Source organism: bacterium (assembly GCA_014360495.1).
GTDB lineage: Bacteria > Armatimonadota > JACIXR01 > JACIXR01 > JACIXR01 > JACIXR01.
In genome coordinates this window covers 13,438-27,712 of the sequence record JACIXR010000011.1, presented here as the reverse complement: position 1 = coordinate 27,712, position 14,275 = coordinate 13,438, and the positions used below count along the sequence as shown (strand labels likewise).

General features: G+C 46.1%; 13 protein-coding genes. 11 read left to right on the top strand and 2 right to left on the bottom strand.

Going from position 1 to position 14,275, the window contains the following annotated elements:
* Nucleotides 1-4: 4 nt before the first annotated feature.
* A complete protein-coding gene (locus H5T88_09365) occupies nt 5-2,275 on the bottom strand; it encodes a hypothetical protein (protein MBC7330551.1) in 2,271 nt (756 codons plus the stop codon).
* A gap of 156 nt (nt 2,276-2,431) precedes the next feature.
* On the opposite strand from H5T88_09365, the gene H5T88_09360 reads away from it, so the two are divergent.
* The 11 genes from H5T88_09360 (at nt 2,432) to H5T88_09310 (ending at nt 11,340) form a co-directional block, all read left to right on the top strand.
* A complete protein-coding gene (locus H5T88_09360; GenBank protein ID MBC7330550.1) occupies nt 2,432-2,620 on the top strand; it encodes a hypothetical protein in 189 nt (62 codons plus the stop codon).
* A gap of 22 nt (nt 2,621-2,642) precedes the next feature.
* Complete coding sequence (locus tag H5T88_09355; GenBank protein MBC7330549.1) at nt 2,643-3,152, top strand: HNH endonuclease; 510 nt, start codon at nt 2,643-2,645, stop codon at nt 3,150-3,152.
* Between the two features lie 133 nt (nt 3,153-3,285).
* The gene (rplU, locus tag H5T88_09350) at nt 3,286-3,606 is read left to right on the top strand and encodes a 50S ribosomal protein L21 (protein MBC7330548.1); all 321 of its coding nucleotides are present in this window, start codon (nt 3,286-3,288) and stop codon (nt 3,604-3,606) included.
* A 3-nt stretch (nt 3,607-3,609) separates the two neighbouring features.
* Nucleotides 3,610-3,873, top strand: a complete 264-nt coding sequence (rpmA, locus tag H5T88_09345; GenBank protein MBC7330547.1) for a 50S ribosomal protein L27 — start codon at nt 3,610-3,612, stop codon at nt 3,871-3,873.
* Nucleotides 3,874-3,879: 6 nt separating this feature from the next.
* Nucleotides 3,880-4,917: a GTPase ObgE gene (gene obgE / locus H5T88_09340; protein ID MBC7330546.1), complete on the top strand. Its 1,038-nt coding sequence runs from the start codon at nt 3,880-3,882 to the stop codon at nt 4,915-4,917.
* Nucleotides 4,918-5,472: 555 nt separating this feature from the next.
* Nucleotides 5,473-6,600 (top strand): redoxin domain-containing protein, encoded by a 1,128-nt coding sequence (locus H5T88_09335; protein ID MBC7330545.1) that lies wholly within the window; start codon nt 5,473-5,475, stop codon nt 6,598-6,600.
* A gap of 23 nt (nt 6,601-6,623) precedes the next feature.
* Nucleotides 6,624-7,076, top strand: coding sequence for a TlpA family protein disulfide reductase (locus tag H5T88_09330; protein MBC7330544.1), 453 nt, complete (start codon nt 6,624-6,626; stop codon nt 7,074-7,076).
* 125 nt (nt 7,077-7,201) lie between these two features.
* A complete protein-coding gene (locus H5T88_09325; protein ID MBC7330543.1) occupies nt 7,202-7,771 on the top strand; it encodes a DUF2092 domain-containing protein in 570 nt (189 codons plus the stop codon).
* Entirely contained in the window at nt 7,768-8,853 is a 1,086-nt protein-coding gene (gene proB / locus H5T88_09320; protein ID MBC7330542.1) for a glutamate 5-kinase, read from the top strand. Before H5T88_09325 ends, proB begins: the two co-directional genes overlap by 4 nt.
* 389 nt (nt 8,854-9,242) lie before the next feature.
* Nucleotides 9,243-10,298 carry a Gfo/Idh/MocA family oxidoreductase gene (locus H5T88_09315; protein ID MBC7330541.1) on the top strand — a complete coding sequence of 352 codons (1,056 nt, stop codon included), beginning with the start codon at nt 9,243-9,245 and terminating at the stop codon, nt 10,296-10,298.
* Nucleotides 10,299-10,311: 13 nt separating this feature from the next.
* Nucleotides 10,312-11,340 (top strand): cellulase family glycosylhydrolase, encoded by a 1,029-nt coding sequence (locus tag H5T88_09310; protein MBC7330540.1) that lies wholly within the window; start codon nt 10,312-10,314, stop codon nt 11,338-11,340.
* On the opposite strand, the gene H5T88_09305 is transcribed toward H5T88_09310, so the two are convergent.
* Complete coding sequence (locus tag H5T88_09305; protein MBC7330539.1) at nt 11,325-14,252, bottom strand: hypothetical protein; 2,928 nt, start codon at nt 14,250-14,252, stop codon at nt 11,325-11,327. The two genes, H5T88_09310 and H5T88_09305, sit on opposite strands and share 16 nt — an antisense overlap.
* Nucleotides 14,253-14,275 lie beyond the last annotated feature (23 nt).

Below are 14,275 nucleotides of genomic sequence, written 5' to 3'. Positions count from 1 at the left end.
TTTCTTATCTCTCTGGTTTCCAGCCGGGTTTGTATGCTTCCAATAGAGCCCAGCTTGCCATTGCCCGAGCGTAATAGCTCCCGCACTCGGGCTCATTGAAGGGATTGCGATTCGCTCCATTATGCCTATCCCTAACCGCCTTTGCGACAATCTCCGCCTCCTTGGGAAATCCATAATCCAAAAGCAAAACCGCCAATTGATATTCAAATCCCGTCATACACTCGCTCCAGTAAGATAGGGGCGACTCCGGTCGGTCTCCATCAGGCCAAGTGCAGATGAGCGTCCCGCTCTCATCCCCCTGAGCAAATGTCCTCATATTGTTGTAATGGTCGCGGAAATTCTTTCGGAAATTATATTTGAATATGTGCTGGAGCGCCCTCCGAATATGCGAGCGGTCAAGTAAATCTCCCAATCCCGCCCTATTCGCCTTGTATTGACCCACCAGTTGGTCTATCAAACAACCATTCCCCACCTGAAAGCGTGGATTGGGATTCCTATGCTCACCCGTTAAGGAAGTCATAGGCAATACCTCTCCCTTCGCCGGCTGAATTTTCTGAATATAATACCTTCCGTTGAAGAGATTCTCGTCCATCCACTTGCTTCCCTTCTCCCTCAATTCTCGACAGGTCTTGGCGAACTCCTCATCCCCTACCCTTTCCGCCATCTTCTCCATAGCGGCTAACGCAGCAAGATACCAGCTCTCGCACATAGCATTCGGTCCGAAAAACTCCACATCATATGTATTGTGCTGAACGCCCTCCATCACACCATCCTTATCCGCATCCCATCCGCCGGGAAGCCAGCAGAATTCCATCATAGATTTTATCTTAGGATACCATTTCCTGAGCCATTCAGGACTCTCCTTAAGAGACTGCATATAACAGCGAACTATCAATCCCATCTGCCCATCGGCAGCCGCTCCATTGAAGCTCTGTTTATCAAGGGGGAAGGTGAGGCGAAAACGCTCCCCTCCATTCTCCGTGACCCCATATTGAAGATGGCTCTCCAACATACTGCGATGGAGCTCGGGAAAGAGGGAGTATGTCGCCTGCTCATAATTCCAAACATGGGTGCAGGAGCCCAAACAACAGCCTCCTGTCCCTCCACATCCCTCAAATCCCCAGAAACTGCCATCCTCAAGCCTGAAACAAGTGTGACTGCGAAGGGATGTTAGGTTAAACAATGCAGCTTCTTTGAAGGCGTGGGGAGCATCCAACTTAACAACGCTGTTGACGAAGCGAACCGTCCTTGAACGCAACTCATCCAATTTGGGGATTACCTTCCTCGCCACATCAACTGCATCCTCAAATAGGGTGGCATAGAAATTCTTCACTATGGGTGAATCCCCTTCACCTCCCGACCACCAGCCTATTTCCCTCAAATCACGATAGGGGAAATGCCAAGTGATGAGAAAACGAACGGACTTGCTCTCCTTCGGCTTTAGCGAGAATAAAGCGGAAAGGGAGCTGTCCCAGGTATCTTGTGGGCTAGGAGGGCAGGGTTTATCGGGCTCGTCATCCTCAATATATCCCTTCTCCATAATCTCGTCTATTATCCCCAGAACCTCACCACCCCAGGGACGGTCCCTGAACTTCCATCTCCTTGCCACTCTCACATCTTTCCCATCGGAGAGAACAGCAATTGTCCCCCACCTTGGATTTCGCTCCTCTCTGATTTTGGAGAAAAGCATCCCCTTCCAACCTGCTACCTCGGCTCTCTCCGTTATATTGTCTTTCAAATCCACAGCTATTCCATCACATCCAACGAAATTGGTGAGGAGTAAAGTGAGGGAGCAGTCCAAGGGGGAATCGGTGCGATTCTTTAGGGTTATGGTTATCAGCCCCATTGGAAGGCTTGATGCCCATACATCCCCAGGTATCAAGGGATTGAAAGCCTCAATGGAAACCGAGACGGGAGTATATTCGTCCTCCAAGATAGCTCTTCCGAAGGGATATGATGCCTCAAATCCCTTTGGTTTCATCCTTGGGATGCCAGCCATATATTGGGGAGCGCCGAAATCTGAGGCAAGCCCCTCGGTTATATCCCCCTCCAAAATTCTCAGCTTGCGCTCGTTCCCCTTCTTCACCCAAAGGAGGAAGTGGGAATAGAGAGGACGCCAACCCCTATGGGGTCGGCTCATAAGTTGCCAATCAGTGAGTTGTCCTTTTCCTCCCAGACAGAAGAAACCCGTTCCGATGCCTCCAACCGGCATGGCGATTTCTTTCAGATGGTCAACATCGTAGCGAGACAAAACAAGCCAATCCTGATTTTCCATAGAGCTTTTACCTCCTTTACCAATTTTATTTCCCGCCATTAAACAAGGGGAGAAAAAGGCGAGAAAGATTATCAATAATTGCGAGATTCTCGCGAAGGAACTGTTCTTTTTCTTCATAAATCAACTCACCATTTTAATCGTATAGTCTCACGCGTGATGGTCAAGGGAAAAGTTAGAGGAAGCTACAGATATTTTCATTTGCGAGCCCACATAAGGCTCGCAATGACAGAAAGGATTCGTCGCTTCGCTCCTATCAATGAGAAATATCAAATGGGCTTCGCTCGCATCATTTCTTTTAAAAGAGAACTTCTTTTCTTCGCCCAATCCCTTGATTTTCTTTTTTAAATTGATATACTTAATAAAAGGTATGGAAGTTCTCTTGCTCAATCACGATTTTACACCGCTCAATGTCTGTAGCCTGAAAAGGGCGATAGGTCTTCTGTTTGTCGGTAAAGCCGATGTCATCCATTATGATGGAACCTATATTAGAACTCCCAGCGGAGCTATTCAAGCTCCTTCCGTAATAAGATTGAAATATAAAGTCTCAAGACCAATTCCCGAGTTGAAGCTAACCCGAAAGAATATCCTTGCCCGGGATAACTACACCTGCCAATATTGTGGGCAAAAGGGAGGAGAGCTCACGGTTGACCATGTGATACCAAAGAAGATGGGTGGGAAGACGGATTGGGATAATCTCGTTTGCTGTTGTAAGCGCTGTAATGCGAAGAAGAAAGATAAGACGCCAAAGCAGGCGGGAATGCGACTCCTCCGCCAGCCAAAGAAACCCTCCTTCACTCCCTTTATAAGCCTGACGAAATATCGCCTTTGTCTTGAAAGGGAGGATTGGCGTCCCTACCTCCCACCGATTTTGGATTAGAAATAATAAATTTGGGACGCCCGAAAAGAAACAAAATGAGCCCAATATCTTATGGAATTGTGTATAAACTTGACGAAGGTTGATTTCATTTTTATAATCTTCTATGCCACCCCCTAACAAGGAGGTTCTTTCTATGCAGGCTATCGTTGAAACTGGCGGAAAGCAATATAAGGTAAAGGAAAACGATATAATAGAGGTTGAGAAGATTGACTCCCCCGAGGGAGCCACCATCTCCCTTGATAAGGTCCTCTTCGTTGATACCGGCTCGGAACACTTATTCGGCTCACCTTATGTTCCGGAGGCAAGGGTCATCGCTCGTGTTTTGAAGCATTTCAAAGGAGAGAAAATCCGCGTCTTTAAATATAAGCCCAAGAAAAATTACCGAAGGAGAAAGGGACATAGACAGCTCCTGACCCGATTGGCAATTGAGAAAATAGAGATAGGAGGTGAGTAGTAAATGGCGCATAAGAAAGCTGGAGGTTCATCTCGTAATGGAAGGGATAGCGCAGGAAAGAGATTGGGAGTGAAGGAGTTCGCCGGTGAATTCGTAAAAGCTGGCTCCGTCCTCGTCCGCCAGAGAGGAACTAAGTTCCACCCAGGGAAAAATGTGGGAGTTGGCTCCGATTACACCCTCTTTGCTTTGATTGACGGCTATGTGAAGTTTGAGAAGAGCAAAGGAAAGACCAAAGTAAGCGTCTATCCCGATGGGCAAGGGGGATGAGAAAGCATTCCCCCTCAATCCAAACAGCCTCAATTCGTAGATGAGGCGGTAATCTTCGTTGCAGGGGGAAGGGGTGGAGACGGTTGCGTTTCATTTAGGAGGGAAAAATTCGTCCCTTTAGGCGGTCCAAACGGTGGGGATGGTGGCAAAGGGGGAGATGTCATCCTTGAAGCAGACCCTCATCTTTCAACTCTAATAGATTATCATTACAAAAGACATTATAAAGCGGAAAGGGGGCAACACGGGCGAGGGAAAGACCAGCATGGAAGGTCAGGGGAAGACCTCGTTTTGAAGGTTCCCGTTGGAACGATGGTTTATGATGTGGAAACAAATCAATTGATAGCCGACCTCACCACTCCCTACCAAAGAGTTGTGGTGGCAAGGGGAGGCAGAGGTGGAAGGGGAAACACCCACTTCGTGAGCCCAACAAACCAATCCCCAAGAATAGCGGAAAAGGGAGAGGAAGGGGAGGCTAAATGGATAAGGTTGGAGCTCCACCTTTTAGCGGATGTGGGGATAATTGGGCTTCCCAATGTGGGGAAATCCACCCTATTATCTCGTGTCTCATCAGCTCATCCGAAAATCGCTCCCTATCCCTTTACTACTATTCATCCCGTTTTGGGAGTTGTTCGGGTGGGAGAGTTGCAGTCTTTCGTAATGGCTGATATACCCGGTTTGATTGAGGGAGCACATCAGGGCAGCGGACTGGGGATTTCCTTTCTGCGCCATATAAGGCGTTGTCGGCTTCTTCTCCATCTCCTTGACGCATCAAGTGATGACCTCCTCAAAGATTACAACATAGTAAACAACGAGCTAAAGCTATACGATGAAAAGCTCGCTGAGTATCCCCAGATAGTAGCGATTAATAAGATAGACCTGGTATCTTCTGAAGAGATAAGAAAAAAGGTCAGGAAGTTGAGGGAGAAGGGAATAGAGCCATTTTTAATAAGCGCCCTTAAGGGAGATGGTTTGCAGAAACTAATTTATGAGATAAACAATAGGCTAAAGTCTCTCCGAGAAAACGGGCAGATAGATAATCCTTAAAATTTGACTCTTAAGGCAATTCCCCCGCAATGACAATGGGTAGGAATGTCGTCGCGAGGCTTTCCTTCGGAAAGCCGTGGCAATCTCGTCTTTTTGAAAAGAAGAAATAAAAGTTGCCTCTTACTAGTGTGTTGAGAAAGAGTTAGGCATTGTCCTTGCAGCGAAAAAAGCCAATATCCCTTTCCGATAAGCGAATTCATAGAGGAGCGTGAGGGAACATCCTTCAAAATCATCAACTCCGTTGAAAAAGACAAAATTTTTAAGAATGCTTCTTATTGGCAAAAACTTTTAAGTGCAAGAAGATAAACTCCTTTCAAACGAACCTTTCTTTTCTCAGGAACCTTCTCATTCGTTCCACACGCCGGCGAAAAGGAATTGGTTCCCCATCAAAGGGAAGAACCCGGAAGATAGCTTTTGTCATCCCCTTTTTAACTCTTCCTTTTGAGAATCAAATTGCACATCTCCTTACAAAATATGTCTTCTCGCGAAAACTTGTTCACAAATTTGAGTTTTTCTGTTAAAATTTTAAAAAACATTTGAAGGAGGTTTTTAGAAATGCGAAGAGCGGTTGTAGGAATTTTGTTGTTGGTGGGAAGCACGTTGCTCGTTTTGGGAGCAACCATTCCCAAGGACATAATGGCGGTTCTTGAGAAAATAGACAAGAACAACGCCAACTATAAGACGGCTAAAGCCTCCCTTCAGCTCATTATAAAGATGGGACCGATGTCTCAAACGCTCAAGGGAGAGTTGTTGATGGACAACACCAAGGGTAAGTTCAAGGCGAGTATTGGAGAAGGTGCCATGCTCTCCACAATAGTCTATGACGGTGAATACATCTGGACCTATTCTTCTACGGATAATGAATACAGCAAGAACCTAGTCCCATCCCAAGCAGTACAGGAAGGCATCTTCTTCTTTATGCCGATTTCCATAGCTCTATCCCCAATCTGCAAGAAGACCTTCACTAGCCAGAACTTCCTATCCACATTGGGGAAATCCTCTCTGGGCAAAACAATTCTCAACAAGAAAAGCGCCCACCTCATCACTTTCACTGACAAGGAGGATGGCTCTGTAATCAAGATAGTGGTTGACGCCAAGGAATATAAAGTCCTTCAAGTCTCGTTTATTCCTCCCGGAGGACAGGGAGAGATGATTTACAAAGTTATATCCCTTCAAGCCAATCCTTCTTTCCCCGAGGGAACATTCGCTTTCACACCACCTCCAGGCGCAAAGGAATATGTCCCTCCTAAGGAGGAGAACTTGGAAGGACAACTCGCTCCCGATTTCACCCTCCAATCCCTTGATGGGAAAACCTATAAGCTCTCCGACCTAAAGGGTAAAGTCGTGCTCATTGATTTCTGGGCAACTTGGTGCCCTCCCTGTCAGGAAGAGCTTCCCATTATTGAGAAATTACATAAGGAATTCAGCGGCAAGGGGTTGGTCGTCTTGGGAATAAATGATGAGGATAAGGTGACACTTCAACAATTTGTCAACCAACAGAAGTTGACCTTCACAAATCTCTTGGATTCGGAAGGAGCTGTGGCCAGAGCATACAAAGTTACCTCTATACCTCGCGTCATCCTGGTCGACAAGAATGGAAAAATCGTAAAGGATATAACAGGCTATAACCCCCAAAACGAGAAAATATTGAAGGAGTTGATTACGAAATTATTGGGAGATTAGTCCCTTTCCTCGCTTTTCTCCTCTTGCTCTTCGGATGCGCCCCTAAAGTCAACTTGGAGGGAAAGCAAGCTACGGATTTCTCCCTCAAGGCTTTGGATGGGAAACTTTATAAGCTATCTGATTTGAAGGGTAAAGTCGTGCTCATTGATTTCTGGGCAACTTGGTGCCCTCCCTGTAGGGAGGAGCTCCCGATAATAGAGAAATTGCACCAGGAATTCAAGGATAAAAATCTCGTCGTTCTCGGTATAAGCAATGAGGATAGGGATACGATTGCGGATTTCCTTAGAAATAATCCGCTCACCTTTCCCATACTCGTTGACGAAAAGGGAAATGTGGGAAAGAGCTATAAAGTGGTTGCTATACCCAGGTTGCTCCTTATAGATAAGACTGGTAAAATTAGAAAGGATATACTCGGATATAAGCCACAAAACGAAGACATTTTGCGGGAGATGATAGAGGGATTATTAAAAGAATAATTTTTCTTTTCCCATTAATCCTTTTTATCTTCGGCTGTTCTACTCGGAGGGCGAAAACCCCTCCACCGAAGCCTATTGTTCTCCCTTCCGATGTCCAAGCCGCTTTGAACAAGATGGAATCGGCGATGAAGAATCTGAAAAGCGTTCAGTTCACTTCCAATCTTACCCTTACCTATAGAGGGAAAAAGCTCAGCAAAACGGAAAAGAGCTCGGCTGATGTCTATATGCAGAAGCCACTCCTTTTCCGAGTTGAAGCCCAGCAAGAAGGACAGAAGACGATTCTCTTCGTTTGCGATGGAAATCAGCTCTATTATTACAATCATCAAACGAACCGCTACAGCTCCTTCGAGCCCACACCGGAGAGGATTGAGAAGGCAACCGGATTCTCTCTTCTGTCCTTCGTCCTCACTCCCAATTTACAGCAAAAGCTCCTCGTGGGAATCGTCTCCGCTTCCCTTGAGAAAACTCCACCAAATTCCTCCTATTCACTCATCTCCCTAAAGGGGAAAAACGACGAGAATATCTTGATATATATAGATAAGAAAACCTCGCTTCCCCTTAAAACACAGATAATCACCGAATACGCCACGATGGAGGAAATCGTTTCCAACCTGAAACTCAACTCCCTTATCCCTCCCTCCACCTTCAAATTCAAGCCTCCCAAGGGCGCTCTTAGAGTGGACTTTCGATTATGAGAGAGAAGGTCCAAACCGCTGTTATAAAAGTGGGAACGAGCACTCTAATGGGTGAAGGCGAAGAGATTGACGAAGATTACATCGCCCAATTGGCGGAGGATATAGCGGAGGTCTATAGAAGAGGAGTAAAGGTCATTCTGGTTACATCGGGAGCTATTAGAGCGGGTTTATCCCATCTTAAGCTCTCCGACAGCTTCTCCCTTCCCTTCGTTCAAGCTATGGCGGCGATTGGTCAGGGAATCCTTATGAGGATGTATGAATCCGCCTTCTCACGCTATGATTTGACGATAGGTCAAGTCCTCTTGACACACGATGACCTAGCAACGAGAGACCGCTTCCTCAACGCCCGCAATACCCTCCTTTCTCTCCTTCAGCTCGGGGCTATCCCGATAATAAACGAGAACGACACGGTCGCAACGGAAGAGATAAAGTTCGGCGATAACGATATATTGGCGGCGATGGTATCCGCAACAATCTCAGCTGATTTGCTCCTCCTCTTATCCGATGTTGAGGGACTGCTTGATGAAGAGGGAAAGCTGATCCCAAGAATTGATTCTCTCACCCCCGAGATTCTCTCGCTGGCTGGTCCAGCGGGTAGATGGGGAAGGGGTGGGATGAAATCCAAATTGGAATCCGCGAGAATAGCAACTGCCTCTGGCGTTGATGTGGTTATCGCAAAGGGAAGGGAAGAGGATGTGGTTCAAAGAGTCATTTTGAATAAAGAACCCTTGGGGACATTCATTCCAGCCAAAAAGAAGATGCAAGCGAAGAAGCGCTGGCTGACATTCATCTCCCGCCCTAAGGGCAAGCTCCTCGTTAACGAAGGAGCAATGAAAGCTATAGTTGAGGAAGGGAAGAGCTTGCTCCCCGTGGGAATCATCGGCATTGAAGGGATATTCAAGAGGGGGGATGTGGTGAGAATCATCTGCGAGGGAAAGGAATTCGCACGAGGGTTGACGAACTACGATTCATCGGAGTTGAGACTCATCATGGGACATCATTCAAAGGAAATAGAGAAAATACTCGGCTATAAAGGCTACGAAGAAGTCGTCCATAGGGACAATCTCGCAATAATTCCCTGACGATTAGGGATTTTTTTATTCGGCACGATTATTTCTTTATTTACCCTTTCAATGACAACTGGACTGACTGTAATTGCGAGCCTTCTGCGAAGCAGAAGGCGTGGCAATCTCGTATTTAATCATGGAGAAGGAATGAAAATTGCCATGTCCTCCTTCGTCGGACTCGCGTCTTTGGATATAGATTTTTATCCGAGACATTTTGTTTTTCGTTATTTTAACCCCCTTCATAACAATTTGAAAGAATTAGGTTTTTTAAGAACCAATTTTAATCTGGTTCATCGTCATGATAGAAAGGGCTGATGCACATTACGAAATGACGATATCAATCTCACAAAAAACTTTACAAGGCTTTTCCTTCTCCTTATATTTTCCCTTGAGGTGAATTATCCATGCTTAAAGTTGGCGTTGTTGGATTGAGAAGAGGACATTCCTATTTCCTCGTCTTCAGCCATCTTCCCGAAACAGAGGTCTATGCCGTCTGCGACCCCGACGAGGAGCTCCTGAGGTTCTTTGAGAAGCAATACAATGTGAAGCGAACTTATAAAGATTTCGCCGAGTTCATCCAAGACGATTTTGATATAGCGGTCATTTGCTCGCCCCTTCCCTTACATTATCAACAATCCGTAACAGCTCTTGAGGCAGGCAAAAATGTCCTCTGTGAGGTAACTTCCGCTATGACAATAGAGGAATGCGAAAGCCTAATAAAGACAGTTGGGAAAACGAAGAAGAAATATATGTTAGCGGAAAATTACAACTATATGCCCTTCGTTGAAACTTGGAAGAAGATAATAAAAGAGGGAGTGATTGGCAAAATAATTTATGCTGAGGGAGAGTATGTCCACGATTGCAGGTCAATTATGCGAGATGCCAAGGGAAACCTAACCTGGCGCGCCTCCCTCATCCCCATCCTCTACTGCACCCATAACCTCGGACCACTCCTCTATTTAATGGAAGACGCCTGCATCTCCGCCATCGGGCTCTCCACGGGCGTCAATGTAGCCCCCGAGCTCGGAGCAATGGATATGAATGTCGCTATTTTTGAAACGGAGAAGGGTGCCGTCTTGAAATTCCTCGCCGGCTTCTCCATAGCAAAGGAACCGATGCATCTCTTCTTCTCAATTTACGGAACCAAAGGATTCCTTGAAACCGACCGCTACAATTGGTCCACTCATACCCTTCTTTACACCGAGCATATCCCCAATCTTCAGGGCTACATCTCAATCAATTCCCCCACTACCCATCCCAATGCTCCAAGGGAAGCCCTCTTGGGAGGACACGGCACAACGGAATACTTCCTCGCGAGGGATTTCGTAAGAAGCATATTGGAGGATACAAGACCTCCAATTGATGTCTACGAGGCTGTGAAATATACAATCCCCGGGATTTGCGCAGCTATATCACTAAAGGAGGGAGGAAAGAAGGTTGAAATTCCTAAGCTTTGGTAAATTTTTGTTTCTTTTGATTTTTCTGTCCATCGCTTTACCAAAGGAGAAGAGCCTTTTATATGGAGTGAATGTCGTTTGGGGAGTCTCGGGAAGCAGTTGGGGAGCTGACTTTCGCTTCAGGGTTCCCACTCTCATAAGCTATATGAAGGCGGGAGGTGTGACCTGCACGAGATTGGGGATATCCTGGGCAGATGTTGAGGGAAAGAAAGGAAAAAGGGATTGGTCATATACTGATAAGTTCGTTGACCTCGTCACGAAAAACGGATTCGAGATAATCTGCTGTTTCTGCACAACCCCTGAATGGGCTTCGGGGCTCTCAGAGGAAGAGAAGGAGTTGTTCCATAAGAGGGGATTTAGCAATCTCATAGGGGTGGTGGCGCCCAAGGAGGAATACTACGATATCTTGGAAGATTTCGCCGAGGAAACGGCAAGGCGATATAAGGACAAGATAAAATATTACGAGTTCTGGAATGAGCCCGATGGAATGGGAATGCCCTTCATAGATAAAGACGAGAATGGAAAGCCGAAGGATATAAGATTTGGCGGGGACCCAAAGGTCTATACTGAACTGCTAAAGAGGGTTTACAGAGGGCTAAAGAGGGGAAATCCAAATTGCATCGTCTCCGTGGGAGGGCTGGAAAGCAGGACAGCTTTCCTCCAAGGGATTTACGAGAATGGAGGGAAAGCGTACTTTGACGCAGTTGCGATTCATCCATATTCTGAAGACGGCATAAGGACCAAGTGGATAGATGAAATAAGGGATTTGATGGTAAAAATGGGCGACGGCGATAAGCCCATCTGGATTACGGAATATGGATGGGCAACAAACGATTGGGAAAGACAGGCAAGGCTCTTAAGGGAAAGCTTCGCTGAGATAAAGAAGCGCCCCTATATAAAAGTCGCCACATTCCACACTCTCAATGATTGGCGGGGAAATGAGGCTGACCCCAATAGCCTCATCCCTATGGGGCTTTTAACATATGACCTCCGCCCGAAACCCGCTTATTGGGAATTCAAGAGAATAGCTCACGGCTGGGAATGAGCCTTCTTGAACAGTTCTGCGAGATGGTCTGGACGAAGGGGAACATATTCCTTCCCTAACTCATCCCATAATCTCTTAATCAGAGAAGGAGACATTGGATAGCATTGGACGAAGATATGCATAAAGGCGGGACGAATATTCGGAGTGAATTTCTTGGTCTCCCCTATAAGAAGGTAGAAGCTTTTCTTCTCCCCTCCTTCGGGGTCAAATGTCGTGAGTGAGCGGAAGACAGGAACGCCTGAGGGGAGGAGAAAAACAGCCTTCTCATAGGAATTGATATCGGGAACGCGTCCGTAGTCAGCCAATATGCACTTCAAGTTAAGCTTCTCCCCATAGATTTTCAAATATCTCTCTCCTTCGTGATGGGTCCAAAGGCAATCCAATCCCATTTTCCCCATATAAGCCCTCGTCAATCTAAGAAAATCCTCCCATATTTCCTTTTTATTTTCATATTCGTCGGCATAGATATCGGTAAAAGCATAGCCAACCCCGAAGGCACAGACGAAATAATCGTTTATTCCCGCTTTGGAATAATAATAATCCATAACATCGGGAATCAAATCGTAAACAGTTGGTCCAACGCTCCAAGTCAAAGGTAAAGTCCCCCTCAGAGGGTCATCCCAATACCTCCAAAGGAAGAAATCATACCAATTTATAGGAGCATCCCCGTCCGAGACGAGGAAAGTGATGTATATTTTATCCTCAAGGGAGGGACATTCCGCTGAAGTTTGCTTGTATTCCACCCGCCTCGTCCCGCTATGAACACTCAAATTCGGGATATGAGACCAAGCCAAAAATTTAGCATATCTGCTCCACAATCCAACCCCTGGCGCCTCCTGTATCCCTACCCCCTTTCCAGCATAGGGAACGCCTATTATCCCGATATTGGGCGGAGCGGAAGCAAGCACCTCCTCAATCACCAATTGCTCCTCTAAGGGATCCCCTTCTGGCGTATCCCCATCTACCTCACCGCTAATCCAGAAGGTAAAAGCCCTGAATTCAATGGCGTAATCCCTCATCACAACCCAGCTATGAGGGATGGATACCAAAAATTGATGATTCAATTTTGACCAAAGATTTTTATACGCCCATCTGTAGACCTCCCAATTCTTCCTCCACTTCCCCCTTAAATCCCAGAGAACGGGAAGAGACAAGCGGGAAGCCAAGCGAGGGGATGCAATAACCACTCTTTCTATTCCCGCAAGCATCGTCCCTGCATCCACGCTGGCAGGCACCTTCGGGTCATAAATCACCATCCCTCTAATCTTGTTCCTGAAACGAGAAAGTAGAGAAAAAGGATTTTTCACCCTCTCAATCTCGCTTATATCTCCCCTTTCCCTCAACCATTCAAGCCAGCGCTCATCAATGGGATTGAAGATAAGATATATGGAAGGCGAATCCCTATTCACTATCCCTTGCAGTGATGTTAAAAGAAGCTTCTCATCATCTGCTAATTCCCTCACATCGCTGACGATAAGCCTTTTCTGGGGAGGAGAGCTGTGGGGGAAGACGGAGGGAAAGGAAACGAGCTTACCTTTGATTTTATTTCTCACTCTCTCCCGATAATCTCCCTCAGCGAGCCTTATAATTTCCCCTCTTTTTTGCTTGGAAATCAAACCCTTCTCCGAAAGAATATAAAGGACCGAATGAAGGTAAACTTGGCGCAGGTCTAAAAGCGGTTGCCTTTCGCTTGTATCGAAAAACCTTCCCAGCTCCGAGGGAATCCTTCCTTTATTGGGATTGAAGACCTGCCCAAGCAAGATATCAATCGCACCTCTAAATTGCCTGCAATTATGTTTGATAACCGCTATGGCGGGATAGAATTTCCCGTTCACCCTGTAGCCGGCGATTGGCAAAACCATATCTTCTTTGGGAAGGCTCTCGGGGTCCAATGTTTGACTTAATACAGTCTCATATTTTTTCCAATCTATGAATTCAAGTTCCAAAGGGTCTTTATTTTTGAGATAGACCATCTTCTCGTTCCCTTGGGGCGTCCAAAAACCGCCTATCCCAAGACCTTTATGAGATAGCCATTCATCCTTATGCCCCCTATCTTCCCAGGGAGCCGCCATCAGCTCAAATCCTCCATTGGGCAGAAGTTCTTTATTTTTCCCCTTCACTTTTAAGGAAACATCATCAATCAATAGCTCGCCCGAAGAAGAATATAGAGCCAATATAACATCTACTCTCTTTGTCTCCTTTGGGACTATCACATCTTGGGAAATGAAGAGCCATTTGTCCTTCTTCTGAGGGATGGATGGTCCATCCTGTCCGAGGAAATTTCCCTTCTCATCCCAAAATCTCAAAAACAACCTATCCCCCACCCTATCCTCACCGATGTTGCCGCTGATGACCTTGACCCAAGCCGAAAGGGTATAGATATCAGCTTCCCTATCAATATAAGCCGATCTTATGATTGTCCAATTTTCGCTTCCCTTTCTTAAATAAAGGGCATATTTCCCACTATGGGGCTGAGGAGTCCTTTCGGCATGGTCTTCCTCCCTCAAAGCGAACTGCCAATCCTTAGCACCCTTAGCGAGGCAGGGATGGCAGAAGGGAACGGAGACCGCTATTATGCTTCCACCTTTGGTATGAAAGGCTATAATGTTATCTATTGTATCAAGAGGGAAGGTGTTGCCATAGGGATAAATCAAGATACAGTATTTTTTGGAATTGAATACCTTGGGATTCGCTAAATCGTTAGCGTCTAATAAATCGGTGGGGATGCCGAACGCCTGGAGATACTGGGCAATGGAACGGGGATGAAGAGAGGGATTAGCTCCGAAGCGAGGGAAAAGGGGCTGAGAGAATATGGCAACTTTGGGATGGCAGTAAACAAGAGAAGATAGCAATAAAAGAAGGAAGGGAAAGAGTCTCTTCTCTTTATTGAAGATGGAAATAGATAAGGGCATTTTATCTCGTTAAAATTATAACT

Coding starts and splice junctions, on each gene's coding strand:
- H5T88_09365 (MBC7330551.1), bottom strand. CDS start 2,275: ATGGAAAATCAGGATTGGCTTGTTTTGTCTCGCTACGATGTTGACCAT.
- H5T88_09360 (MBC7330550.1), top strand. CDS start 2,432: ATGGTCAAGGGAAAAGTTAGAGGAAGCTACAGATATTTTCATTTGCGA.
- H5T88_09355 (MBC7330549.1), top strand. CDS start 2,643: ATGGAAGTTCTCTTGCTCAATCACGATTTTACACCGCTCAATGTCTGT.
- rplU (MBC7330548.1), top strand. CDS start 3,286: ATGCAGGCTATCGTTGAAACTGGCGGAAAGCAATATAAGGTAAAGGAA.
- rpmA (MBC7330547.1), top strand. CDS start 3,610: ATGGCGCATAAGAAAGCTGGAGGTTCATCTCGTAATGGAAGGGATAGC.
- H5T88_09335 (MBC7330545.1), top strand. CDS start 5,473: ATGCGAAGAGCGGTTGTAGGAATTTTGTTGTTGGTGGGAAGCACGTTG.
- H5T88_09325 (MBC7330543.1), top strand. CDS start 7,202: ATGAAGAATCTGAAAAGCGTTCAGTTCACTTCCAATCTTACCCTTACC.
- proB (MBC7330542.1), top strand. CDS start 7,768: ATGAGAGAGAAGGTCCAAACCGCTGTTATAAAAGTGGGAACGAGCACT.
- H5T88_09315 (MBC7330541.1), top strand. CDS start 9,243: ATGCTTAAAGTTGGCGTTGTTGGATTGAGAAGAGGACATTCCTATTTC.
- H5T88_09305 (MBC7330539.1), bottom strand. CDS start 14,252: ATGCCCTTATCTATTTCCATCTTCAATAAAGAGAAGAGACTCTTTCCC.